The sequence below is a fragment of the Neobacillus rhizophilus genome (genome assembly GCF_018343535.1).
GTDB classification, from domain to species: domain Bacteria; phylum Bacillota; class Bacilli; order Bacillales; family Cytobacillaceae; genus Neobacillus; species Neobacillus rhizophilus.
Map to the genome: position 1 here is coordinate 1,068,774 of NZ_JAGYPF010000002.1, position 24,188 is coordinate 1,092,961.

Consider the following 24,188-nt stretch of genomic DNA (forward strand, 5'->3'; position numbering starts at 1 on the left):
AAATATTCTTGTGAAAATGTCATCTAAACTAGTGATAAAGAAGACTGTAGATGTGCAAAGCAATAAGAAAAGTCCAGTAAGGATTAATAATTCATATTTTTTCATGAGATTACTCCTTTTCATGGGAAAATACCTTGTTAACCAAATTATATACCCCATTTGTTAACCAATTTTTGATTGTAAGTAAAAGATTGGTAAATTTTTTTAGAGTCCTTTTAGGGCTCTTTTTATTTTGAGCACTTAGATATTGCCAAACCTATTTGTTAGGGGACGTAAATGGGTAAAGGTTCCTAAAGCAATCTAGAACCATTACAGTATAGAAAGGGATAGCGAAAAAATAAGGAAAAAACGATTCCTGTTTCCTAGCACTTTAGTAACTCGCAAATGACCCACTTAATTCATTTAATATTACAAAGGAGAGGATAAGTAATGGTTAAAAAGATTGGGTGGGACCCCGGTCATGGTGGTTCTGACACCGGTGCAATCGGGGAACGGCTTAAGAGAAGCGGACTTAACCCTAAAAATCGTTCAGTATGCCATGAATTACTTAGCATCTTATTATGGTTTTGAACAACGAGCTACACGATTAAGCGATACAACCGAGGGACTAACAGAACGCGATGATGGCCCGAATATATGGCCGGCCGATGTTTTTGTTTCAGTTCACATTAATGCTGGTGGGGGAACCGGTTTTGAAAGTTATGTATATAACGGTGCTGGAGCTTCCTCCATTTCTTTGTAGAACATTATCCATGCTGAGGTTTTAGAAGCTATGCAGCAACACGGATCTACTTCAGATCGTGGTAAAAAACGCGCAAATTTTGCTGTGTTAAGGACAACCAATATGCCGTCCATATTAACGGAAAGTCTGTTTATAGAAAGCAATGATGGCAACCGATTAAAAGATGAGGCATTTTTGAAAGCAGTTGGCGAGGCTCATGCAAGGGGAGTAGCTAAGTTTTTGGAGTTGCCTGAAAAACCAAAACAAACAAAACGCTTTTCCTTTTATACAGGTGGGTATTCCGGCGCGGCACTTTTGGAAATACACGAATACCTCAAAGCGAATAAATGGGATTTTACCATGGAGAAAAACTCTGCTGGTGATATTATGTTTACTGTGGGTTTATTCGGAGAAGGATCCGAAGCTGCGATTCGCTTTGAAAATTGGTTAACCAGAGAGGATATGCATACGTAAAGAAATATTAAATGAAAAAGCCCCTTCTCACTTGTGAAGAGACCTAGTTAAATAAGACAAAGGAAAAAGCACCCCCTGGATCGTATTTAAATAATACGTAACTCAGGAGGTGTTTTCTTATGGGGAAGAAAAATGCTTACTCAGAAGAAGTTAAAATGGCTGTTATTGAGATGAAATTAAGTGGTGAGTATTCAAACCGTGAGATTATGGACAAATTTGGAATAACAAATGTTACTCAGGTCAAAAGGTGGATGCAGTGGTATCGTGAAGGACAAAAATATCGTTTGGCACAGGGGATTGGTAAACAGTACAGTTATGGGAAGGGTCCCGAAGAATTATCTGATATGGAAAAATTAAAGAGAGAAAATGAGTATTTAAAGGCACAATTAGAAATTTTAAAAAAGTACCAAGAAATCGAGAGGAGTTGGTTCCAGAAGCTGTAGTTACCTTAGTTGAAAAATTAAAGGAAAAATATTCTGTAACCTTTCTTTGTAGGTGCCTAGGTATCCCGAAATCAACTTACTATAGATGGAGGAATCAAGGTCCAAAAGGTAAAACTGAACTCGAAATACAAATCACTGAAATTTGTAAACGTCATAAATTTTTAATTGGTCATCGGACAGTTAAAGCCTGGTTATTACGTGATTATAAAAGGAAAGTTAACCGAAATACTGTCCAACGTATTATGCAAAAATATAATCTCCAATGCCAGGTGAAGCCTAAACGTAAGAATAATATAGCTGGAGAAATTAAGATAGTAGTCCCTAACCATTTAAATAGAAATTTTACTTCTTCTAAACCAAATGAAAAATGGGTTACAGATATTACTTATCTGCCATTCGGCCAATCTATGTTGTATTTAAGTACAATCATGGATTTATTTAATAATGAAATAATCGCATACCGAATTAGTACCAGCCAAGATGTGTCTTTAGTGGTAAACACATTAAAAGACGCTGTAGAAGGCCGTGATACGAGTGGCTTAATATTACATAGCGATCAGGGAGCTCAGTATACGTCCCATTCATTTCAAAGAATAGCAAAAGAAAAAGGCATTACCACAAGCATGTCCAGGAAAGGCAATTGCTTGGATAATGCCGTTATTGAATCCTTCCACTCCACCATAAAGTCGGAAGAATTCTACTCTCAAGGAAGAGAGTTTCTTACAAATTCTATTGTAATCGAAAGAGTTGAGAAGTTCATCAATCATTATAATCAAACACGACTTCAGGCAAAATTAAACTACCTGTCCCCTATTGAGTTTAGGGAACAGGCAGCATAAATTGGTGCTTTTTCGTTGTCTCATTTTAATAGGTCAGTTCACTTGAGATGGGGCTTAAAAAGGTTGATTATCTTTCTCGATACTTTCTGATAAGGACGGAATACTCTCAGGAAAGGAAGCTTACTGTCGGATAGGTCATTCCAACTGTCATATAAACCGGTCCAACTGTCAGATAAAGTGTTCCAACTGTCGTATAAGCCTATCTAACTGTCGGATAGTCCAGTCCAACTATCGGAAACCGACTCAACTGTGGTATAAAGTGTACCACTCGTTCTATAGGTCCACACAACTGTCGTATAAAGTGCGCAAACTGTCGTCCAACTATTCCGAACTAAAAAGGTTATGCTATTATAAAAAGCGGAGGTGAACTCATTGATATACATCGGTGTAACAGGCTGGGGCGATCATGACAGTTTGTATACAGGTCCAATCACGTCCAGAGACAAATTAAAGGAATACGCAGGACATTTTCCAATCGTGGAAGTGGACACCGCCTTTTATGCGATACAGCCCCAAAGGAACGGCTTGAAATGGGTCAATGAAACGCCGCCTCAATTTCAATTTATCGTCAAAGCCTATCAAGGCATGACAGGCCATCTCCGTGGTGAAATACCTTTTGAAAATAAACAAGCAATGTTTCATGCATTTATAGAATCATTAGACCCCTATATTGAGAAAAATAAACTTGCAATGGTCTTATTTCAATTTCCGCCATGGTTTGATTGCAAACGGGAAAATGTAGATTACTTAAGATGGTGCAAGCAGCAAATGGGGGATATTCCATGCGCACTTGAATTTAGACACCAATCCTGGTTTGCGCCGCAATACCGCAAACAGACACTGAAATTTATGAAAGAGGAAAACTGGATTCACAGCATATGTGATGAACCGCAATCCGGGGAGGGTTCCGTTCCGACGGTTCTTGTATCAACAAACCAACATAAGGTTCTCGTCAGATTCCACGGCCGCAATGTCCATGGCTGGCAAAAGAAAAACGCCGAGAATTGGCGGGATGTCCGCTACCTTTACCGCTATAACGAGCAAGAACTCCTAGAATGGTCCGGACACATCCAAAAGCTTACCAAGGAATGCGACGATGTATACCTCCTTTTTAATAACAATTCCGGCGGAGATGCGGCTGATAATGCCAAGCAGATGATGGACATTTTAAATATTGAATATGAGGGATTAGCACCAAGACAGCTAGACTTATTTTAAATACAACCAGAGTATACATAGAAAGAAAGTGAAACCATGGAATGGATTATCCTTCTTATCATCGGTATATGCGCAAGCTCATTGGGATCGCTGATAGGCCTTGGCGGCGGAATCATCGTTGTGCCGGCCTTGCTCTATTTGGCGACTATAAACGGGTTTGCCCATATACCTCCGCAGGTTGCCGTAGGAACATCGCTTTTTACGATGATTTTTACGGGTCTTTCCTCAGTCTTAGCTTATACAAAACATAAAGTGGTCGATTATAAGAGCGGGCTCATTTTTCTCATCGGCAGCGGCCCGGGGAGTATTCTAGGGGCGTGGGTAACTGAAAGTATGAACCTTCATGCTTTTAATTTATATTTTGGACTATTTATTATTCTCGTCTCGATTATCCTGTTTGTAAAAGATAAATTAAAGCCAATACCATATCGGAAGGACAGAGGCATTACCCGTACCTTTACGGATAACAGGGGGAAAACCTTTGAATATGGCTACAGCCCCGTTGTTGCAGTCATTGTTTCGTTTGTTGTCGGGTTTTTATCAGGTATTTTTGGTGTTGGCGGCGGCTCACTGATGGTTCCAACGATGATTCTCATCTTTTTCTTCCCGCCGCATGTGGCTACAGCAACATCGATGTTTATGATTTTACCAACCTCAATTTTAAGCTCCATTACGCACATCTCCTTAGGAAACGTCAACTGGCTTTATGCTTTGGCACTTGTGCCGGGGGCTTATATTGGGGCGAACATTGGCGTATTTTTAAATACAAGATTAAAGAGCAAAACGATTGTCTGGATATTAAGAACGGTTCTTGTCATCGTAGGGGTTCGGTTAATCTATGAAGGAATAACAGGGTAGGTAGATACAAATGGAAAGAATACATATATACCATACGAACGACATCCACAGCCACTTGGAAAATTGGCCGCGCATCGAGCAATTTTTAAAGCAGCAAAGGAAGCAGCACCAAGATCAGGATGAGGTTTTCCTATTTGATATTGGTGATTTCATTGACCGCTGGCATCCGTTGACAGAAGCGACCATGGGTAAAGCGAGTATTGAACTCTTAAACGAATGCCAATATACCGCCGTCACAATTGGCAATAACGAAGGAATCAACCTGCCGCATGACGGGTTGGAGCAGCTTTATGCCGCCTCAAAGTTTGATGTGCTAGCAGCGAATCTTTTTCAAAAAAATAACCAGCATCCAGACTGGGTGAAGCCCTATCAAATTTATCGAACCAAATCGGGTATCCGCCTTGGCGTTATCGGCTTAACGGCCAACTTCACGCATCTTTACGAATTATTGGGTTGGAACCTGACCGAGCCTTTAAACGAACTTAAAAAATGGATCACAGCCGTAAAGGAACAATCAGACATGGTTATTCTGCTTTCCCACCTAGGCCTTCGTGATGATGAACGGATTGCAGCAGAATTTCCTGAGATTGACGTGATTCTGGGTGCTCATACTCATCATTTTTTGGAAAATGGAAAGCTTGTAGACAATACGCTTTTGGCGGCCGCCGGAAAATTTGGTTATTATGTAGGCCATGTTACGATTGTGTTGGACAGCAAAAATAGCATTCAAGACAAACAAGCTATTCTTTATGATACAAAGGAGCTTCCGGCGGCTCTAAATGAGGCTCAGATAGCAGAGGCCTTTCTAGATAAAGGGAAAAAGCTGCTTAATGAAAGAGTCACGACCCTAACGAAGCCATTCTTAAGCGATCCGTTTAAGGAAACAGAGTTCTCGCTTTTCCTATGCAAAGCTTTACGAGAATGGTGCCATACCGAATGCGCGATGCTCAATGCCGGCCTCCTTCTCGGTCCGTTATCCGGCGATGTGACAGAATTTGATCTTCTAAACATCTGCCCACACCCGATTAATCCGTGTGTTGTCGAGGTTACGGGCCAAGAATTAACGGAAATATTACGGGAATCGATGGACAAGAGCCTCCATCAAAAACAAATAACAGGGCTTGGTTTTAGAGGCAATGAATTAGGATTATTTGTTTATGACGGAATAAGGTTTGACTCCGGTGAGATTTTTATTAATGGAGAAAAGCTGGAGCCGCAAAAAATCTACACACTGGCACTGCCGGATATGTTTACGTTCGGACATTTTTTCAAAGGAGTTCTGCCTCATAAGAATAAGAAATATTTCCTGCCGGAATTTTTGCGTGATATCCTAAAATGGAAACTAAAGACCCAGTCTTAATCCTGGGACACACGCTTTTTCCTTTTCCTACATAATGTGATAGTAGGGAAAGGAGTGTGGAATCCTTATGATTGATCTTTCACCAATTGAAATTGACGGCCATACGTTTCTTGCGGTCTCTGTATTACTTCCAAAAACGACCTTGCTTGCTGTGACAAGCGATAAAGGATATATAATGTGCGGTGCGTTGGATATCGGCTTATTAAATGATAAACTAAAGGACCGAAACATTATCGCTGGGAGAGCAGTCGGAGTAAGAACAATCGACCAGCTGTTGAACGCGCCGCTGGAATCCGTCACAATTGGAGCGGAGGAATTAGGAATCTCAAAAGGCATGATTGGCAAGGATGCCTTGCTGAAAATGATATAAAAGTCTGCTTTCGTAGCAGGCTTTTTCCAATTTATTTATTGGGCTAGTTCACCCCTTTTACGCATACACATACGATGAAGGGGTGATTTTTGTTGGCAAAATTTCGCATGTACCGGCGGCGAAGAGGTCCGTTGCCTTTCCGATATGTCATGCTTTTAACTTTTGTCTTTTTCCTGTTGACATCAGCAATCAGTGTGTTGCTTGTGAACAAAGGGATTGAACCTACCTTAATGAGATATGCCGAATCCGAAACTCGAAATATCGCTTCCCTTGTGATAAATAGAGCTATTACCAAAAGGACCACTAATGTCGGAGAAAATAATCAAGTCGTGCAAATCATCCCAGGCAGCGATGGGGAGAAACAAAACTTTCAGTTAAATACGGATTTAATTAACAGGGTATTAGCTGAAACAACGGCACAAATTCAAAAGAATTTGAAGGCGGCAAAACAAGGTAATCTTGCCCAGCTGGAACAGATTACAGATGTGGAGATTGAGACAGAGAACACGAAGGATGAGAACTCGATCACCTGGTATGTTCCATTAGGGCAGGCAACCAATATAGCGCTGCTGGGGAACCTTGGTCCGAAAATCCCTGTCAAATTTCAAGCCATTGGGGAAGTGGAACCGGATGTGCATATCCAAACGAAAGAAATGGGGATCAATAATACATGGGTGGAAGTCTCTATTCAGATAGAGGTCTCCGTTCAAATTATTACTCCATTTGCTACGAAAATTACGAAACTGAAGCAAAGTATTCCAGTAGGAAGTGCTCTTGTTGAGGGAACGGTTCCGCAGTTCTATAACGGCGGAGGAGGCACGATTCCATCCATTCAGGTTCCCGAGAAAAAGCAGGATACAAAAAAATCAGGAAATTAACAAAAGGACTATCCATCATGGACAGTCCTTATTTTTTGCGAACATTCATCCGTTCAATCCGTTTCCACTTTGCTAAATACGGATAGGGGTCAAATGACCATTCGGTAATCCCATTATCTTTATACATGCCGTAATGGAGATGCGGAGGGAATTTTCCTGATGTGCCTGGAGGGCCGTAGCCTGAGCTTCCTACTCCGCCGATCACCATCCCGGGTTTAACAATTTGCCCGACCTGCAAGTCTTTGGCAAACCCGCTGAGATGGGCAAAGTAATGATATGTGTTATTTATATCCCGGATGCCTATTCTCCAACCGCCAAATTTGTTCCAGCCCTTCATTTCCACAATCCCGTAACCGGTAGCTCTTACCGGAACACCATAGCCGGCAAAAATGTCAGTGCCCTCATGAATTCTTCGGCCGCCCCAGCCCCGGGCATCCCCCCAGGTGCTGCGATAGCTATGATTGCTTCTTAACGGAACCGGGAAAACATTTGAATCCAAATTCAGCCGCCCAAAATGACGGTAGATTTTGGCATAGCTGACGATGCTGCCAACCGTTCGATCACGGTGGTAATAATCCCATAAACCGATTTTAATATTATCTTCATCTACTCCGTAAGAAAGCAGATAATGAGCAAAGGAATATAATACATCTTCATCATTTTTCAGGCTGGCATTTCCATCTCCATCCCCATCAACTCCGACTCCATTAAAAAACTGGATAATTGCAGGATTCTCTTCTGATGGATTAGGATTAGTCAGCCCGGCCCATTGTTCAGGGCGAAAATAAATGCCAATCAGGCTCTCTGGTTTTGGCAAATCGCGGCGTGACAAGCGGACATTTCGTTCATATTGGTCAACCGCAGCTAAATAATACCAAGGAATTTGGGTGATGGTTTCAACCTTCTTATAAAGCTTCATTCGTTCCTGGTATGGATCGGCTTCCGCAGCTTTTGCCCCTATACTTGAGGTAAATAACAAGAGGAAAGCTGCTATTATCAGCACAGCCCGCATAGGAAATCTCCCTTCCCATTTATTGTACAAGGTTAGTTTATGAATTCTAGAACATTTCATTATGGTCAATAATTGGAAATCGGGAAAATCTTTGCGGCAGATGCTGACTTCTTGTCGATGTCGACCCAGTATGTTAAAGTGACAACAGGAGTGTTTATACATAGTCGGGGGTGCATGATGAGCAAGAAAGAGGAAGTTCTGAGAAAACCTGATTGGTTAAAAATAAAGCTTAATACAAATGAATCATATACGGGATTAAAGAAATTGATGCGGGAAAAGAATCTTCACACCGTTTGTGAAGAGGCGCGCTGCCCGAATATCCATGAATGCTGGGCAGTACGGCGAACGGCTACTTTTATGATTCTCGGTGATACCTGTACCAGGGCATGCCGCTTTTGTGCAGTAAAAACGGGTCTGCCAACAGAACTGGATTGGCAGGAACCGGAAAGAGTCGCCGATTCTGTTCAACTTATGAACCTGAAGCATGTCGTTGTAACCGCAGTTGCCAGAGATGATTTAAAGGATGGCGGTGCTGCTGTTTTTGCGGAAACCGTTCGGGCCATCCGCCGGAAAAACCCGTTTACAAGCATCGAGGTCTTGCCGTCTGATATGGGCGGAAAAGAAGAAAACCTGCGAACATTGATGGATGCGAAGCCAGATATTTTAAACCATAATATCGAAACGGTCAGACGCCTGACACCGAGAGTCAGAGCCCGTGCAAAATATGACCGGTCACTAGAGTTCCTGCGCCGGGCAAAGGAAATGAATCCGAGTATTCCGACGAAATCAAGCTTAATGATTGGCCTTGGTGAAACAAAGGAAGAAATTATTGAGGTTATGGATGATTTGCGGGCAAATCATGTTGATATCATGACGATTGGCCAGTATTTGCAGCCGACCAAAAGCCACCTAAAGGTTATTAAATACTATAGCCCTGATGAGTTTAATGAATTCCGCGAAATTGCCATAAGTAAGGGGTTCAGCCATTGCGAAGCGGGACCGCTTGTGCGTTCTTCTTATCACGCTGACGAACAAGTAAATGCTGCTGCAAAGCATAAGCAATTACTTGGCGAACAAAGTGCGCAGGAAGCTAAATAACTTGAATTTAAAAAGAGTTCAGCCCTTAAAGGTCTGAACTCTTTTTATTAGCGTTGGTGATTATAATTCATATCGTCCTTTGTCAGGCCGTTTTCATCTTCATGATCGTTCAGTCTTGTTCCTTGTGGAGATGTTTTCATTTGCTTGATTACATAATTTACCTGGTCACGTGATTTGCCGCTTAGGGAATCCAAATTCGCCAGGTTTTGGATATCTTGGATATGGACTTTATTATCACTGACGTATGCATGGTAGTACCTTGGGACAACGGATAATGCTGTTTTCTTCACTTGGTCAGCCGTTAAATTTCTGTCCTTCGAATCGGTCCGGTACGCCACTAAGACTTCTCTGTCCGTTACTAATGTAGCCACATCATGGACGTTTGGAATATTGGCGCTTAAGCGACTGATGACATGGGCTACTTGTTCACGGTCAAGGGCCGTGTAGCCATCATTCGTGTTATTATCGTTCATCAGTGGACTTTTCTGGTGACGTACAAAGCCATAGTCATTGTTGGCGTTACGGATATCCTTGCTGGCACCTTCACGGTAGAGCTCATGCCGTTTATTGTTCACATTAATGGTATTGCCGGATTCTTCATATACATCGTTTTTACCCATATCCTTAGAACAGCCTGTGACTGCAGTTAATGCACATAACCCAATGATTATGCCTAATTTTTTCAACATTAACACCTCCTTTTATTAGATTTTCCAAAGCACTTATTTTTTTTCTTAGTAATTGATGGTGAATCGGTTATAATGGGATAAAGAATAGCTGGCAAAATTTGAGGTGAAAACCATGATTCTTATTAATAACACTACTTACGAACTTGTACAGGAATTTCGGGATGGTTTTAATGAGGAAGCTCTAAAGGCTAGATATAGTGACATCTTATCCAGATATGATTATATTGTGGGGGATTGGGGCTATGGCCAGCTCCGATTAAAAGGCTTCTTTGAGGACCAAAATCAAAAAGCAACCTTTGATACAAAAATTAGCACATTAAGTGAGTATCTGTATGAATACTGCAATTTTGGCTGTGCTTATTTTGTATTGAAAAAGGTAAAAAAATAAACGAAGGGCGATTAATCCCCTTCGTTTTTAGCTAATAAGAAAGTATAAATTCAACTACGCCTCTGTCTTCGTCCTTCGGACCCGTCAATCGGCGAGTTTTCATTTAAGTTTACGGTTCGTTATTGTTATACGGGGCCAGTTCACCGGTTTCTTTATCATCATGCGGTGGATGTGCCCCCGGGTATTCTCTTGGCAAATCCTGATGCAGGGCCTTAAATTCATAGTTAAATGCACTGTGCCGGCGCTGCCCCTCTTCCCACGGGGTACTCTTTAGTTCGACAGGGTCTTCTTTTCGAATTGGAGAACCTAAAGGCCCCTCCGGAAATTCTTCCGCGGTAAGATAGTTCCGCTGTACTTCCACATTCGAGAAGTCCCCGTATTGATCGGAATCCTTTTTTGCCATGTTCCTCACTCCTTTTTCTTTTATTATTTCATTCCGAGTGAAAAACATGAATGAACCTTTAAATAATCTCCTGTAAGAAGGATTTTAGCTCTTCAGCTTCTGCTTCATTTATGTTAAAAGCATATTCTAAATATCCTTCTTCCTCGAGGTCATCATGCCCAATGATGGCAAATCGATTTCCTTGCATATTCATTACAAGGGATTTGCCGTAGTGCCGGTCCGTTTTTACGATTGCCAAATCATAACGTTGATTTTCCCCGACAAAGCTGACAAACCTTGTTTTGGTATTTTCGGTATCATCATATAAAAAAAAACGCTCGCTCATTTTATATCTCCTTTTAAAAAAATACTCTCACATTATCTATAGTAACAAATTCCTGCAGTGGATGGGAGAAGGATTAAATAGGAATATTTTTTTTCGAAAAATACGGATAATGTAAAAATATGTTATAATATAACTAAATCTGTAAGCCAAAACTGGTTGTGAGGGATGAATGTATGGCTCGTCGCATCATGAATAAGCTAAAAGGGGCAATGGAATGGGGGAAGATTTTGCTTCCTGCTGCTTCCTTGCGCTTTTATCCGCCTCAATTTATATTGCGCAACCCTGTATTAGAGGGTGTAACAGCCGCCTTTCAATCAGGCTTGGAGGCAGCTGTTATTGTTTTTCATTTGCAAAATATGAATGAATTGTCGGTTTTACAAGGCAAATCACAGCAAGGTTATTTCATGAAGCAGTTAAAAAAGTATTTTCGCCATGCTGTCCAAGAGGAACTGAAAGAAGAGGAGATCATTTCGCTGCATGATTTTTATGGTGATATGGTGACCTTGATCATGAAGGTGGATGTTGATAAAAACACTTTGTCTGATATGGACCATGTCATAAACGGATTGCTTTATTATGTTGAGGGCAGTCTCCAAAAACATTATCCTTCACAGCAAATTCACTTTGAAACCGGATATATGTTTATTGACAAGAAACATTTCTCCATTTCTGATTCCATCCAAAAAGCCCATCGACAGGCCATTGCGATGGCTGAAAAAAGACTTGCAGTAAAATATGATGATATAGATTATATGATCAATCAAATTATTGCTAATAAAAATATCCGTCTGCTGGCCCAGCCCATTATTGATGTGGCAACAAATGAAATCCGTGCATGGGAGCTCTTGACACGGGGGCCTAAAGGTACGGCAGTAGAAAATCCTTTGCCGTTATTCTCGGTTGCAAGGCAGACAGGGACATTATATGCACTCGAAATGCTGGTATTGGAAAAAGCGTTTGAACAAATTAAGAAAGCAAAATGCAGACAGGATATTTTTATCAATTGTACTCCGTTAACCCTTGGAAATATTCGTTTCACAAGGGATATAAAGAATTTATTGCAAAGATTCACTGGTATATCACCAAAACAAATAACAATTGAAATTACAGAAAACGATTCAATCGAAGGTTTAAAGAATTTCATTTATAATATAAAAATGTTACGATTAATGGGGTTTCGAATTGCCATTGATGATACAGGCGCGGGATACTCCAATTTAAGTACTATTAGTGAAATTATGCCAGATATTATAAAAATTGACCGATCTCTTATTCAAAATATCGATAAAAACTCGCTTAAGGAATCGATGTTAAAGGGGATTCTCCTAGTCGCGCGGGAGGCAGGTTCACTGGTTGTCGCGGAGGGAATCGAAAATGAGGATGAGGCATCTGTCCTCACAAGAAACAAGGTCGATTTGGCACAAGGATATTTCTACGCTCCGCCTACTGTACTAAACATGGAGATGGCAACTTAGAACAGAAAATAGAAGGAAGTGGAGTTCATGTACTTTGTTGACCGGGATAAAATTGAAACGACATTAATTTATTTGGAAACACAGATCACTCATTTCTCTACCCAGCAGGTATGGTCGACCCCCATTGAAAAGGCGGCATTAGAACGGCTTACGCAAATGATGCTCGAGTCGGTATTGGATGTCGGCAATGACATGATTGATGGCTTTATCATGCGTGATCCAGGAAGCTATGAAGACATTATAGATATTTTAATGGATGAAAAGGTCGTTACTGAAGAAACAGGAAGCAGCCTGAAAGCTCTTATCAGTTTTCGGAAAAAACTGGTGCAGTATTATACGGAAATTGACCATAGTGAATTAACCCAGGAATTTTCAAAACATCTGCCTGCACTGACTATTTTTTCAGTGAATGTTCGGGACTATCTTACGAATGAATTGGGACCAGTTTCAGCATTTAAAAACTAAGACCGCCAATCGGTCTTTTTCTTTTTAATAAAGAGGAGGACAAGATCAATTAAGGAGTGGGATGATTGAAGAAATATAAAGGATATTTAATTGATTTAGATGGAACGATGTACAAAGGCACGGAGAGGATAGAAGCGGCTTCAGATTTTATTAAGAACCTTAAGAAAAAGGAAATACCCTATTTATTTGTGACAAATAATTCTACCCGGACCCCGGCACAGGTGGCAGAGAAATTAAACAGCTTTGATATTCCAACAACGGAAGATAGGGTTTTTACCACAAGTCAGGCAACCGCCAATTATATCGAAGAACTGAAAAAAGATGCCTCCGTCTATGTTATTGGTGAAGAAGGAATTCGCACAGTACTTGAGGAAAAGGGCTTTCGGTTTGCCGGGGAAGATGCCGATGTTGTCGTAGTGGGCCTTGACCGTTTGATTAATTATGAAAAGCTGACAATTGCCTGTCTGGCTGTCCGAAACGGAGCCACATTCATTTCGACAAATGGCGATATCGCCCTGCCAACTGAAAGAGGGCTAGTACCGGGCAATGGCTCGATAACATCGGTTATAGCAGTATCAACACAAACAAAGCCGATTTTTATCGGAAAGCCGGAAGCAATTATTATGGAGCAGGCGTTAAAGGTTTTAGGTGTGGCCAAAGAAGATACGCTGATGGTTGGCGATAATTATGATACCGATATTCTAGCGGGAATAAATGCAGGGATAGACACTTTGCTCGTTCATACGGGCGTCACCACGAAGGAACTATTAAAAGGATATACTATTCATCCTACATATACAATCGATACACTGGACCACTGGGAACCATAAAAGGATGGCTGAAATAGCCATCCTTTTACCAGCTAATAAGAAAGTATAAACTTTCTGTCGAAAGCTTTATACTTTCTTAACGCATAAGTGCAACTACGCCTCTGTCTTCGCCCTTAGGGGGCTCGCCAATCGGCGAGTTTTCTTTATTGTTGATTTTATTCACAATTGGCCGCAGCGTGTGCCAGTCTGCTTGAGGCGGCAGCGGCAATGGCGCCAACGATATCATCTAAAAAGGTATGGCATTGACCTGTTGATTTATCATTTAAATGAGCTAAAATGCCGGGCTTTTGTTTATCGATATAACCATAATTAGTAAAACCGATCGAACCGTATACATTCACGATGGAAAAAGCCAGAATCTCATCCACCCCGTAAAGACTTTCGTCTGTTGCGATAATCGATTGAAGCGGCTCCTCAAGCATACCTTTTTCAGCTAAAACATCAAGCTGGATTCCGGTAATAATGGCATTTTGGACTTCCCTTTTAGTAAGCACTTTTTCCACATTCGCAATACAGTCTTCCATTTGCAGGTTTTTATGATATTTTTCCTGAAGATAAAAAACCAAATTTGCAATATCTTGAATTTCTACCCCTCTTTCTTTCAATAACCTGCGAGCCGTTTCCTGAACAACATTGGGCTTTTTTTGTTCTGCCATCCCTTATATCACCTTTTCTGTGAATTTTTCTATAATTGCTCTATTAACTTATGATATGCAATTATCCTTTCAAGAATCAAATAAAATAACTTTACTGCTGGGTTTTAGCTAATAAGAAAATATAAAACTTTTTTCAAATTTTGTATTTTCTTAACGCATAAATTCAACTACGCCTCATGAACCGTCCTAACGGACTGCCAATCGGCGAGTTTTCATTTACAAAAAGGAAGACAACAAGTTTTCCTGGCTTTACTCATATATATGACTTAGAGGTGAAAAGAAGAAGGGGTGGAGAGATGCTGCGAAAAATGCTGGAGGATCAATATGGAATCAAGGCTGATGAACAGGTTAAAATAGATGCTTTTGATGCGCTAAGAGGAAACGGCTGGCTATATTTGATTGTAAGTCCTGGGGGCAGAGAGGAGGAGGATATGCAGGAACTAGCAAGCCTGGCTGAGCATATGCGCCAGACAGGTGACAAAAATGTCCCTGCATTCATGCAGACTAAGGATGGCAGCTATATTACAAACTGGGAACAAAACAAATTTTGCGTATTAGTAAACCGGCAGATGGACCAGCAGCAACGAATATCGAGAATGGGGCGGAAACTGGCAAAATTTCATGAGAGGGGCAGAAGGGTGCCTTTTCAGATTCAGCGGTCAAGCAGAGTCGGACAATGGAAGGGGATTTGGGAAAAACGGCTGGAACAGATGGAAAAAGTGTGGAGTGGACTGCTTTTTCAAACACCCGAGGATGAATTTGAAAAATTGTTTATTGAGTCCTTTCCGTATTATATGGGATTAACAGAGAATGCTATCCAATATTTAGTGGATACGGAGATTGATGATTCCCCTTTAGAAACAGACAGCGGGACGGTTTGCCATGAACGTTTCACGAAAAAAACGTGGGGCGGCCAATATATGATCAGAAATCCATTTGAATGGGTGTTCGACCACCGGAGCCGTGACTTGGCTGAGTGGACAAGGGAACAATATTTTCATAATATCCAGACATATGATATGGAGTTAAAACAGTTTTACGATGAATATCAGAGGATATCCCCATTGTCCTCTTTTTCATGGCGGCTTTTATATGCTCGCTTAATTTTTCCGCTCCATTATTTTGAATGTGTAGAAAATTATTATATTACCCGCTCGGAACAGGAAAAAAAGCTGTCGGAGGATACTTTAGGAAAAATTTTGCGGCAGTCCTCCGAATATGAACGCTTTCTGGCAGGCTTTTTCCATATCTCAGGGGCGCCGGTGAAACACCTAAGCTTGCCGCAGCTGGATTGGTTATATTCTTAATGAACTTTAAACTGAATACAAAAAAGCGATTGCGTCTTTAGGCAATCGCTTTATTATTATTATTAATATTATTTTTTAAAACACTTGTTCAACTTCAACAATACCAGGTACTTCTTCTAGTAAAGCCCGTTCGATACCTGCTTTTAGTGTGATGGTAGAACTTGGGCAAGATCCGCAAGCGCCAAGTAAGCGAAGCTTAACAATGCCTTCCTCCACATCAACTAGTTCGCAGTCTCCGCCATCGCGAAGAAGAAATGGGCGTAATTTATCTAATACTTCTTGTACTTGTTCAAACATTTCCTGTTCTGACACTTTCATCGACTCCTTTCCTAATTATATTATACTGTCGCAGCGAGGAAAAATCCATTCTCAGAAACTGGCGAAATGTATAAAGAAAACTCGCCGATTGGCAAGCCCCTAAGGGCGAAGACAGAGACGTATTTGCACTTATGCGTTAATAAAGGATAAATTTTGGAAAAAATTTTATCCTTTACTATTAGCCAAAAGAAGTCATTTTCTTAGGTTTTGAAGGGGCCATATTGTAAAATAAAAGAAAAACGTAAGGAATGGTTTTATGGAATTTACGGAAGTGGAAATTGTCCTATATGGCGCGGCAGTACTCTGTCCAAGCTGTGTGAATCTTCCATCCTCGAAGGAAACCTTTGAATGGCTGGAAGCAGCGATTGCGAGAAAATTCCCGGAGCAGCCTGTTAAAATGACCTATGTAGATATTTTTCAGCCGCCTGAAGATAGCGATAAATTGCAATTTGCCCAGAGGGTAATTGAAGAGGATATGTTTTATCCGGTTGTGGTTATTAAGGATAAAGTGGTTGGCGAAGGAAATCCTCGTCTAAAAACGATTTTTTCCGAATTGGAAAAGTACGGGTACAAGGCGATATAAGAAGGAAAGAGGCTGTCTCGAAAGACAGCCTCTGATCTTTAAACAAAGTCTTAACACTCCTCAGGTGTTCCAGCGGCTGTTGCAGTACGGAATGATGAACCGCAGCCGCAAGATGCTATCGCGTTAGGGTTATCAATCGTAAACCCGCCGCCCATCATCGATTGCTTGTAATCGATTTTCGTTCCATTTAAGATTGGTGCACTCTCTTTATCGACAAGAACCTTTATGCCAAATTGTTCAAATTGATGGTCATCTTCCTTAACTTCGTGCTCGAAACCCATGCCGTAAGATAAGCCGCTGCAGCCGCCGCCTTTTACACTGACGCGCAAAAAGGCGCCTTCCTCTTCATTATGTTTCATCATATCTTTAATTTGCAGTGATGCTGCTTCTGTTAAAATAACAATATCTTTGCTCATAAAATGACCCCTCCTTAAAAATTTGAGGCTTATAAAATTAGTATATACACTAGCTGAAAACTACTCAACTAATACGATTTCTAGTAACAGGATATGCTGTCAATATAAAAAAGGGAGCGGTAAGCCCCCTTTATATTTAGAACATAGGATTTTCTTCGAGATACTGATAAATATTATCCACCAAATCTTCAGGGGTTTTACCCGTAACAACTTCTCCATTCACAAGCGCATAGAGAGTGGATGCGCATTTACCACAATAGCCGAGGCATCCATATTCAATGATATCCAAATTTGGATCTTTTTCTAATATTTCAAGGGCTTTCTGAGCACCGCTTGCAAGATTGCTGACGCAAAACTCAATGATCGGCTTAATCATTACCTTCACCTCTCCACAACTATTTATCCTACCGCTTTTAGACTGCTTCGTCAATTATCATGTTCTTGGCAAGCCTGTCAAGATGTCTTAAATGTGTTGTTATTTAGCCATATTTTCGATATACTCATATTTGTGTGTTAAATGGACGGAATATCTATTTCAATAAAATCCCACTCGTAATTTCAATTGAAATAATGTCTTTCTGAACAAAATAAAAAAATAGAAAATCTATAGTACAGTTATGACAAAGGGGAAATAAGCATGAAAAAATTAGTCATTCTTGGAGGCGGTTATGGGGGCATGAAGATTCTCTCCGAACTTCTTCCTAATAACCTGCCGGAGGACGTGACCATCACACTTGTGGATCGTGTTCCTTACCATTGTTTAAAAACAGAATACTATGCTTTAGCTGCTGGGACGATTTCAGATAAAGAAATACGCGTTTCCTTCCCGGAGCATGCTAGACTTGAGGTAGTTTTTGGGGAAGTCATCGGGATTGACAGAGAAGAAAAAAATGTCCTGTTAAAAGACGCTCAGCCAATTAGCTATGATGACCTCGTTATCGGCTTGGGCTGTGAGGATAAGTACCATGGTGTGCCGGGTGCTGATCAATATACCTATAGCATTCAAAGTATCGGTAAATCACGGGAAACCTATTCTGTTCTGAATAATTTACCTCCTGGTTCAGTCGTTGGGATTGTCGGGGCAGGCCTATCCGGGGTGGAGCTTGCCAGCGAATTAAGCGAAAGCCGCGATGATTTGCAAATTAAATTATTTGACCGCGGGAAGCATATTCTCTCCGCCTTTCCTGACAGGTTGAGCAAATATGTAGAGAACTGGTTTGTAAAGCATAACGTTGAAATCATTAATAATTCCAATATCACCAAAATAGAGGAAAATACCCTTTATAACCATGACAAGTCCATTACTTGTGATGTAATTGTATGGACAGCCGGGATCCAGGCGAATAAAGTGATTCGTGAAATGGAAGGGGAAAAGGATAGCTCAGGAAGAATGGTGTTAACCCCGCAGCACTTCTTACCTAATGATGAGCATGTTTTTGTTCTCGGTGATTGTGCAAGTCTGCCGCATGCTCCAAGTGCACAGCTAGCAGAAGGACAGGCCGAACAGATTGTCGAAGTTTTAAAAAAGCGCTGGAACGGCGAAGAACTGCCTGATTCGTTCCCGCCTATTAAATTAAAGGGAGTACTTGGTTCATTGGGGAAAAAGCACGGCTTTGCCATGCTCGCTGATCGCCCTCTAACCGGCCGCGTTGCCCGTCTGCTAAAATCAGGGGTATTGTGGATGTACAAATTTCATAATGGATAACATAAAAAAAGGCGTCCAAATCTGGACGCCTTTCGTATTAGTTAATAAATTATTTATCGAACATGGAAGAACTGTGGAGTGGTTGGATTTTCGCTTTAGGATCCATAAATGCCTTTGCATTATTAACAGCAGTAGGTGCTTCACCGAAGCCGCAGGCAATTAATTTTACTTTTCCATCATAGGTGCATATATCTCCAGCAGCGTAAATTCCAGGGATATTGGTTTCCATTTTAGAATTTACCGTAATGGAATTCTTTTCAATTTCAAGGCCCCACTCTTTAATAGGTCCGAGGGAGGAAACGAAGCCATAGTTGCAAATAATGGCGTCAACGTCAACAGTTTCTTTTGTCTCTCCGTTTACGGTTTCAAGAACGACCTGTTTAATCCCAGTTTCATCACCGATTAATTCTGCAGGGACATATGGGGTTTTCACATCTACTTTGGAATTCATTAAGTTTTCTACGCTGTGTTCATGGGCGCGGAACTTGTCACGGCGGTGAACAATCGTCACTTTTTCAGCAATTGGCTCGAGCATTAATGCCCAGTCAACCGCAGAATCGCCGCCGCCAAATACAACAACCTTTTGTCCGGCAAATTGATTCAAATCATCGATAAAGTAATATAGGTTTTTACTATCATACTGGGCAGCGCTTTCAAGCTCCAAACGACGAGGCTGGAATGCACCATTTCCTGCAGTGATAATAACGGTTTTAGAATAGTGGACATCTTTGTTTGTTGTTAATTTAAAGGTTCCATCATCCTGCTTTTCAAGCTTTTCAACAGATTGCTCCAGAGCAACAGTAGGCTCAAATTTGGCCATTTGCTCCTTTAAGTTATTTATTAATTCCTGTGCACGGACTTTTGGGAATCCGGCAACATCATAAATATATTTTTCCGGATAAAGCGCAGATAATTGACCGCCCAACTGAGGCAAGCTTTCAATAATTTTAACGGATGCTTGTCTCATTCCCCCATAAAAGGCAGTAAAAAGACCAACGGGGCCTCCTCCAATGATGGTGATATCATATACCTTTTGTTCTTGCACTCCGTATCCCCCCAACTAGTAGTTACGATTCCACTCCTTATCATAACATAAAATATGTAAATCCTCATATTTTTGTTGAGAAAATTATGACAATGAATAATAATTTGTGAAAATTTATACTATTTTTGCGATAAATATATTCAATAAATTGCTTGAATTTCGGATAGAAGTAGCATATGATGTATTGTGGATATATTGTTAAGATTCTGTGACAAAACTGGTACAATTTTTTATGAAATGTCTTGCTCTGTTTTTCACAAAATGGCATTTGTTTGGATTCCAAAACTTTATGTTTTGCTAGGTTCTTTATTTTTATCCTCGTTCGTGAATTATATCACATACATTTTCCAGTAAACCAAAATAATAATCGACAAAGCTGTGGAAGATAAGAAAAAGAAGAGGATTTATTTAAAATATTTTATAAGGGTGGAAGTGATTGCGTTGAGAAAGCCTAAAATTGTTATTCTCGGAGCGGGCTACGGCGGGCTGATGACGACTGTACGCTTGCAAAAGCACCTTGGTGTTAACGAAGCGGATATTGTCTTAGTGAACAAAAATGATTACCACTATGAAACCACTTGGCTGCATGAGGCTTCGGCTGGTACATTGCACCACGACAAGGTTCGTTATGATATTCGCGATGTCATTGATCGCAGCAAGGTTGACTTTATTCAAAGTACCGTTGTTGAGATTAAGAAGGATGAAAAGAGGGTTATTTTAGAGAGCGGCGAAGTTGAATATGATTATCTTGTGATTGCACTTGGTGGGGAGCCTGAAACCTTCGGCATCAAAGGCTTGAAGGAATATGCTTTCGGTATTACGAATGTAAATTCCTCCCGTTTGCTTCGTGAGCATATGGAATATCAATTTGCCACTTACAATATGGAAGAGGAAAAGGATGATACACGCTTGACAATTGTTGTCGGCGGCGCTGGTTTCACAGGAATTGAGTTTCTTGGAGAATTGACCAATCGTGTTCCGGAATTATGTCATGAATACGATGTGGATCAGCATAAAGTGAAAATTATCTGTGTGGAAGCTGCCCCAACTGTACTGCCTGGATTTGACCCTGAATTAGTCAAGTATGCAGTATCGCAATTAGAGCGTAAGGGTGTAGAATTCTTAATCGGAACGGCAATTAAGGAGTGCACGCCTGAAGGGATTTTTGTTGCAAAAGGTGAAGATGAGCCTCGTGAAATCAAAGCAGGTACTGTTGTTTGGGCGGCCGGTGTCCGTGGTAACTCCGTTATTGAAAAGTCCGGTTTTGAAGCAATGAGAGGGCGTGTCAAAGTTCAGCCTGATTTAAGAGTTCCTGGTTTCAATGATGTCTTCATTCTTGGCGACAGCTCGCTGGTTATTAATGAAGAAATCAACCGCCCGTACCCGCCGACTGCACAGATTGCGATGCAGCAGGGTGAAGTGTGTGCCCGTAATATTGCTGCACTTGTGCGTAATAAGCAGGATCTTGAAGAATTCAAGTTTGATAATAAAGGTACTGTCTGCTCTCTTGGTGAGGATGACGCAATTGGAGTTGTTTTTGGTAAGAAAATAACAGGGGCAAGTGCTTCTTTCATGAAGAAAGTAGTCGATAACCGTTCTCTTTACATGATTGGCGGGGCTGGCCTCGTATTGAAAAAAGGTAAATTTAATATCTTTTAATAAATATCCGTAACAAAAAAAGGACAGGGCACAGCCTGTTCTTTTTTTGGCTAATAAGAAAGTATAAACTTTCTGTCGAAAGCTTTATACTTTCTTAACGCATAAATTCAACTACGCCTCTGTCTTAGTTCTGTCGGACTAGCCAATCGGCGAGTTTCCATTTATTAGAATAGTTTTAAAAGCTACAGATAGGGGGAAAATTATGAGCAGTCGGGAAAAACGCGGGAAGGTCTGGCTGGCTGTTTCCGGGTTGGTTCAATCTGATGCGGGTGAATGGCTGGTAGTTAAAAAGAGGTATGGCGGGTTAAAAGGCAAGTGGTCCCTCCCTGCAGGCTTTGTCGAAGAAGGTGAGACGGCAGATGAAGCCGTGCTTCGAGAGGTGAAGGAAGAAACGGGAATTGCTTGTACGGTTAAAGGACTGATTGGGCTGCGTACGGGTGTAATTAAAAGTGAAATTAGTGATAACATGCTGCTGTTTTTACTTGAACCAGCCGGGAAAATGGATATTACCCATCAGGAATATGAATTGTATGAAGCTAGATTTATGGCGCCGGAAGAACTGCTAAAGGAAAAGGAAGCATCGATTCTTTTAGAGTATCTGATTGGGCGAAAGGATTTGCTTGAGAAGCCTGTTATCGACGGCGTAAATCCTGGTGACCAGTTTGGCTATACCGCTTATAAATTATTTTTTTAATATTTAGAAAATTTACGTCACGCTTAGTAAATGAAAGAAAACGGTAGGTGTATCCGTTTTCTTCCGTCCAAATTGCCTGAATTTCGCTCTTTCTTTTTATTTAAATACTTGGTATATTATCAGAAAATTAAGTTAATAAGAAGAGGTGATTTTAATGACAGTTCAAAGTGTTGACACAAAAAACTGTGATTATTGTTCAGGAAACGGCTATTTTCAATTGGTTCTCGGCGGAACCGAAACCTGCGCAAGCTGCGGCGGCACTGGCAAGAAAGTTGAAAAATAACCGTTCCTAGGAAAAAAGGAAAACCCAGTTCTTCGAAGACTCGAAGGGCTATTTTTTTGCGTTAAAATGCTGTTAATATTGACTCCCACATGGACATTGAGTACACTATATGTTGATGCAAAGGGGGAGTTTCAATGCAGATGAGCATTGTTGTCTTGATTATTTCAATTGTACTGTTTTTTGTGTTGTTTTTTGGAATTGGCTTTATTCTGAATATGCTTTTAAGAATGTCATGGATTATGGCTGTCATTTATCCGTTTGTCGCCATTTTTATCATAGATAAAGTCTCGTTTATTGAATATTTTACGAATAGCAAAGCTGCCTTTTTAGACTTAGGGCACAGACTTGGCTCCTTAGCGACTGCGGATGTTCTTATTTTATCTAGTGGTCTGGCAGGAGCAATTGCCGCAGGTCTTACCATTAAATTCTTACGAAAAAATGGATACCAAATGTTTTAGACCTTCACTTTTATGAAAGTCTTTTTTAATATAAAACTTTATTGGTAATTTTTTTACTCCTTTTTTGAATAATTCATTCCTACTTGGGAATGAATATTTTGGGAGGAGTGAAAACAAGAATGAATAAAATGAAAAATTGGACGAAACGATTTGCTATGATTATTTTGTTCTTTTTGGCATTATTCGCGACGTTCCAATCTATTTCAGGTTTACCTGTGCAGACCATGTTTTTTCATTTAGTTAAAGCCATTTCAGTAAGCGAGGCAGTCACTGCGCCTGCCCAAACACTGGAGAATTCCATTGATTGGTCCCAATACCCTAAACATACCGTTACAGCAACCGGCTATACGGCTGGGGCGGAATCCACCGGGAAAAATCAGGGCCACCCCGAATATGGAATCACCTATTCCGGTGTTAAAGTTAAGCGTGATTTGTTTTCAACCATTGCAGCAGACCTAACTGTTTTTCCAATTGGAACCGTCCTCTTTATTCCAGGGTATGGGTATGGAGTGGTCGCTGACAAAGGCGGTGCCATTAAGGGAAATCGTTTGGACCTTTATTATGAAACAGTTGAGGATGTTTACAGCCATTGGGGCAAGAAAACGGTCGATGTATATATCGTTCAAAAAGGAAATGGAAAACTGTCTGAGGAACAGTTGCAAGCATTAAATGAAGATAAATCCCTGCAGGTCTTCAGGCAGCAATATATAAGTTCAGAAAAAAAATAACAGGCCCTGTGCCTGTTTTTGTTTTTTAATGGAATTCTGAATGCCTATCTAATAAAATTGAATAAAAAGGCAGAATGGCAGGTAGTTTTATGGATTATCCAATCGAGTATTATGAGTTTTTTGTCAGTTTTAATGAAGGGGATTATTACACTTGCCACGACCTGCTCGAGGAAATGTGGCTGATTGATAGGGATAATCTTTTTTTAAAAGGATTATTGCAAATGAGTGTGGCCATTTATCACTATGAGTACGGAAATGTGAAGGGAGCCAGGCCTATGATGGCAACAGCCCACCGCTACCTGCAGGCATACCGTCCCAAGTTTTGGGGGCTGGACTTGGAAAAAGTCTATCCATTTATTGAACAATGCTTGGCTCTATTTCCTCAAGACATAGACAGTGTCCCATTTGAACAGGTGGGGGAATTGCCAAAGCTGCCTCAGTTGTTTTTGTATTTGGAGGATGTTTAGAGTATCGAAATAAATTGCCCAAT

At 40.7% G+C, this 24,188-nt stretch carries 29 protein-coding genes and 1 pseudogene; 21 read left to right on the forward strand and 9 right to left on the reverse strand.

Annotation, left to right across the window (positions count from 1 at the left end; genetic code table 11):
- Positions 1 to 538: 538 nt before the first annotated feature.
- From KHA99_RS30795 to yunB, 7 genes and pseudogenes are all read left to right on the forward strand, one after another.
- Positions 539 to 1,195, forward strand: a pseudogene (locus tag KHA99_RS30795) (N-acetylmuramoyl-L-alanine amidase).
- Positions 1,196 to 1,314: 119 nt separating this feature from the next.
- A protein-coding gene (locus tag KHA99_RS12910; protein ID WP_213117572.1) for an IS3 family transposase occupies positions 1,315 to 2,477 on the forward strand; the annotation gives its coding sequence in 2 pieces (ribosomal slippage) (positions 1,315 to 1,594 and positions 1,594 to 2,477; 1,164 coding nt in all).
- A gap of 372 nt (positions 2,478 to 2,849) precedes the next feature.
- Entirely contained in the window at positions 2,850 to 3,695 is an 846-nt protein-coding gene (locus tag KHA99_RS12915) for a DUF72 domain-containing protein (protein WP_213117840.1), read from the forward strand.
- A gap of 36 nt (positions 3,696 to 3,731) precedes the next feature.
- The gene (locus KHA99_RS12920; RefSeq protein ID WP_213117841.1) at positions 3,732 to 4,553 is read left to right on the forward strand and encodes a sulfite exporter TauE/SafE family protein; all 822 of its coding nucleotides are present in this window, start codon (positions 3,732 to 3,734) and stop codon (positions 4,551 to 4,553) included.
- 10 nt (positions 4,554 to 4,563) lie between these two features.
- Positions 4,564 to 5,913, forward strand: a complete 1,350-nt coding sequence (locus KHA99_RS12925) for a bifunctional metallophosphatase/5'-nucleotidase (protein WP_213117842.1) — start codon at positions 4,564 to 4,566, stop codon at positions 5,911 to 5,913.
- A 67-nt stretch (positions 5,914 to 5,980) separates the two neighbouring features.
- On the forward strand, positions 5,981 to 6,283 hold the full coding sequence (locus KHA99_RS12930; RefSeq protein WP_213117843.1) for a YunC family protein: 303 nt from the start codon (positions 5,981 to 5,983) through the stop codon (positions 6,281 to 6,283).
- Positions 6,284 to 6,375: 92 nt separating this feature from the next.
- Complete coding sequence (yunB, locus tag KHA99_RS12935) at positions 6,376 to 7,161, forward strand: sporulation protein YunB (protein WP_213117844.1); 786 nt, start codon at positions 6,376 to 6,378, stop codon at positions 7,159 to 7,161.
- A 28-nt stretch (positions 7,162 to 7,189) separates the two neighbouring features.
- Here yunB and KHA99_RS12940 read toward each other — a convergent pair whose 3' ends face one another.
- Positions 7,190 to 8,173 (reverse strand): M23 family metallopeptidase, encoded by a 984-nt coding sequence (locus tag KHA99_RS12940; RefSeq protein ID WP_213117845.1) that lies wholly within the window; start codon positions 8,171 to 8,173, stop codon positions 7,190 to 7,192.
- Positions 8,174 to 8,350: 177 nt separating this feature from the next.
- Here KHA99_RS12940 and lipA point away from each other — a divergent pair, with 177 nt between their 5' ends.
- Positions 8,351 to 9,271 carry a lipoyl synthase gene (gene lipA, locus KHA99_RS12945; protein ID WP_213117846.1) on the forward strand — a complete coding sequence of 307 codons (921 nt, stop codon included), beginning with the start codon at positions 8,351 to 8,353 and terminating at the stop codon, positions 9,269 to 9,271.
- 47 nt (positions 9,272 to 9,318) lie between these two features.
- Here lipA and KHA99_RS12950 read toward each other — a convergent pair whose 3' ends face one another.
- A complete protein-coding gene (locus KHA99_RS12950; protein WP_284036256.1) occupies positions 9,319 to 9,960 on the reverse strand; it encodes a YhcN/YlaJ family sporulation lipoprotein in 642 nt (213 codons plus the stop codon).
- Between the two features lie 112 nt (positions 9,961 to 10,072).
- On the opposite strand from KHA99_RS12950, the gene KHA99_RS12955 reads away from it, so the two are divergent.
- Positions 10,073 to 10,348, forward strand: coding sequence for a YutD family protein (locus KHA99_RS12955; RefSeq protein ID WP_213117848.1), 276 nt, complete (start codon positions 10,073 to 10,075; stop codon positions 10,346 to 10,348).
- 109 nt (positions 10,349 to 10,457) lie between these two features.
- Here the strand turns inward: KHA99_RS12955 and KHA99_RS12960 are convergent, their stop codons facing one another.
- Entirely contained in the window at positions 10,458 to 10,751 is a 294-nt protein-coding gene (locus KHA99_RS12960; protein ID WP_213117849.1) for a cytosolic protein, read from the reverse strand.
- A gap of 58 nt (positions 10,752 to 10,809) precedes the next feature.
- Entirely contained in the window at positions 10,810 to 11,076 is a 267-nt protein-coding gene (locus tag KHA99_RS12965) for a DUF3055 domain-containing protein (RefSeq protein ID WP_213117850.1), read from the reverse strand.
- 173 nt (positions 11,077 to 11,249) lie between these two features.
- Here KHA99_RS12965 and KHA99_RS12970 point away from each other — a divergent pair, with 173 nt between their 5' ends.
- The 3 genes from KHA99_RS12970 (at position 11,250) to KHA99_RS12980 (ending at position 13,846) form a co-directional block, all read left to right on the forward strand.
- Positions 11,250 to 12,551, forward strand: coding sequence for an EAL domain-containing protein (locus KHA99_RS12970; RefSeq protein WP_249366609.1), 1,302 nt, complete (start codon positions 11,250 to 11,252; stop codon positions 12,549 to 12,551).
- A 27-nt stretch (positions 12,552 to 12,578) separates the two neighbouring features.
- The gene (locus KHA99_RS12975; RefSeq protein WP_213117851.1) at positions 12,579 to 13,016 is read left to right on the forward strand and encodes a DUF86 domain-containing protein; all 438 of its coding nucleotides are present in this window, start codon (positions 12,579 to 12,581) and stop codon (positions 13,014 to 13,016) included.
- Between the two features lie 65 nt (positions 13,017 to 13,081).
- Positions 13,082 to 13,846, forward strand: a complete 765-nt coding sequence (locus KHA99_RS12980; RefSeq protein WP_213117852.1) for a TIGR01457 family HAD-type hydrolase — start codon at positions 13,082 to 13,084, stop codon at positions 13,844 to 13,846.
- Positions 13,847 to 14,001: 155 nt separating this feature from the next.
- Here the strand turns inward: KHA99_RS12980 and KHA99_RS12985 are convergent, their stop codons facing one another.
- Entirely contained in the window at positions 14,002 to 14,502 is a 501-nt protein-coding gene (locus tag KHA99_RS12985) for a phosphatidylglycerophosphatase A family protein (protein ID WP_213117853.1), read from the reverse strand.
- 296 nt (positions 14,503 to 14,798) lie between these two features.
- Here KHA99_RS12985 and yutH point away from each other — a divergent pair, with 296 nt between their 5' ends.
- Positions 14,799 to 15,809: a spore coat putative kinase YutH gene (gene yutH / locus KHA99_RS12990; RefSeq protein ID WP_213117854.1), complete on the forward strand. Its 1,011-nt coding sequence runs from the start codon at positions 14,799 to 14,801 to the stop codon at positions 15,807 to 15,809.
- A gap of 75 nt (positions 15,810 to 15,884) precedes the next feature.
- Here the strand turns inward: yutH and KHA99_RS12995 are convergent, their stop codons facing one another.
- The gene (locus tag KHA99_RS12995) at positions 15,885 to 16,127 is read right to left on the reverse strand and encodes a NifU family protein (protein WP_249366610.1); all 243 of its coding nucleotides are present in this window, start codon (positions 16,125 to 16,127) and stop codon (positions 15,885 to 15,887) included.
- Between the two features lie 256 nt (positions 16,128 to 16,383).
- Between KHA99_RS12995 and KHA99_RS13000 the strand changes: the two genes are divergently transcribed.
- A complete protein-coding gene (locus tag KHA99_RS13000; RefSeq protein ID WP_213117856.1) occupies positions 16,384 to 16,710 on the forward strand; it encodes a YuzD family protein in 327 nt (108 codons plus the stop codon).
- Between the two features lie 50 nt (positions 16,711 to 16,760).
- Here the strand turns inward: KHA99_RS13000 and KHA99_RS13005 are convergent, their stop codons facing one another.
- On the reverse strand, positions 16,761 to 17,126 hold the full coding sequence (locus KHA99_RS13005) for a HesB/IscA family protein (RefSeq protein WP_213117857.1): 366 nt from the start codon (positions 17,124 to 17,126) through the stop codon (positions 16,761 to 16,763).
- Between the two features lie 136 nt (positions 17,127 to 17,262).
- Positions 17,263 to 17,502, reverse strand: a complete 240-nt coding sequence (locus KHA99_RS13010) for a YuzB family protein (RefSeq protein WP_213117858.1) — start codon at positions 17,500 to 17,502, stop codon at positions 17,263 to 17,265.
- 261 nt (positions 17,503 to 17,763) lie between these two features.
- Between KHA99_RS13010 and KHA99_RS13015 the strand changes: the two genes are divergently transcribed.
- On the forward strand, positions 17,764 to 18,831 hold the full coding sequence (locus tag KHA99_RS13015; RefSeq protein ID WP_213117859.1) for an NAD(P)/FAD-dependent oxidoreductase: 1,068 nt from the start codon (positions 17,764 to 17,766) through the stop codon (positions 18,829 to 18,831).
- A 49-nt stretch (positions 18,832 to 18,880) separates the two neighbouring features.
- On the opposite strand, the gene KHA99_RS13020 is transcribed toward KHA99_RS13015, so the two are convergent.
- Positions 18,881 to 19,876, reverse strand: a complete 996-nt coding sequence (locus KHA99_RS13020; RefSeq protein ID WP_213117860.1) for an NAD(P)/FAD-dependent oxidoreductase — start codon at positions 19,874 to 19,876, stop codon at positions 18,881 to 18,883.
- A 441-nt stretch (positions 19,877 to 20,317) separates the two neighbouring features.
- On the opposite strand from KHA99_RS13020, the gene KHA99_RS13025 reads away from it, so the two are divergent.
- The 6 genes from KHA99_RS13025 to KHA99_RS13050 all read left to right on the forward strand — a co-directional run bounded on the left by KHA99_RS13025 (position 20,318) and on the right by KHA99_RS13050 (position 24,165).
- The gene (locus KHA99_RS13025; RefSeq protein ID WP_213117861.1) at positions 20,318 to 21,535 is read left to right on the forward strand and encodes an NAD(P)/FAD-dependent oxidoreductase; all 1,218 of its coding nucleotides are present in this window, start codon (positions 20,318 to 20,320) and stop codon (positions 21,533 to 21,535) included.
- Between the two features lie 202 nt (positions 21,536 to 21,737).
- Complete coding sequence (locus KHA99_RS13030; RefSeq protein WP_213117862.1) at positions 21,738 to 22,229, forward strand: NUDIX domain-containing protein; 492 nt, start codon at positions 21,738 to 21,740, stop codon at positions 22,227 to 22,229.
- Between the two features lie 154 nt (positions 22,230 to 22,383).
- A complete protein-coding gene (locus KHA99_RS13035; protein ID WP_213117863.1) occupies positions 22,384 to 22,512 on the forward strand; it encodes a YuiA family protein in 129 nt (42 codons plus the stop codon).
- 134 nt (positions 22,513 to 22,646) lie between these two features.
- Entirely contained in the window at positions 22,647 to 22,970 is a 324-nt protein-coding gene (locus KHA99_RS13040) for a YuiB family protein (RefSeq protein ID WP_213117864.1), read from the forward strand.
- 119 nt (positions 22,971 to 23,089) lie between these two features.
- Positions 23,090 to 23,698, forward strand: a complete 609-nt coding sequence (gene spsC / locus KHA99_RS13045) for a stationary phase survival protein SpsC (RefSeq protein WP_213117865.1) — start codon at positions 23,090 to 23,092, stop codon at positions 23,696 to 23,698.
- An 89-nt stretch (positions 23,699 to 23,787) separates the two neighbouring features.
- Positions 23,788 to 24,165, forward strand: a complete 378-nt coding sequence (locus tag KHA99_RS13050; protein WP_213117866.1) for a DUF309 domain-containing protein — start codon at positions 23,788 to 23,790, stop codon at positions 24,163 to 24,165.
- Positions 24,166 to 24,188 lie beyond the last annotated feature (23 nt).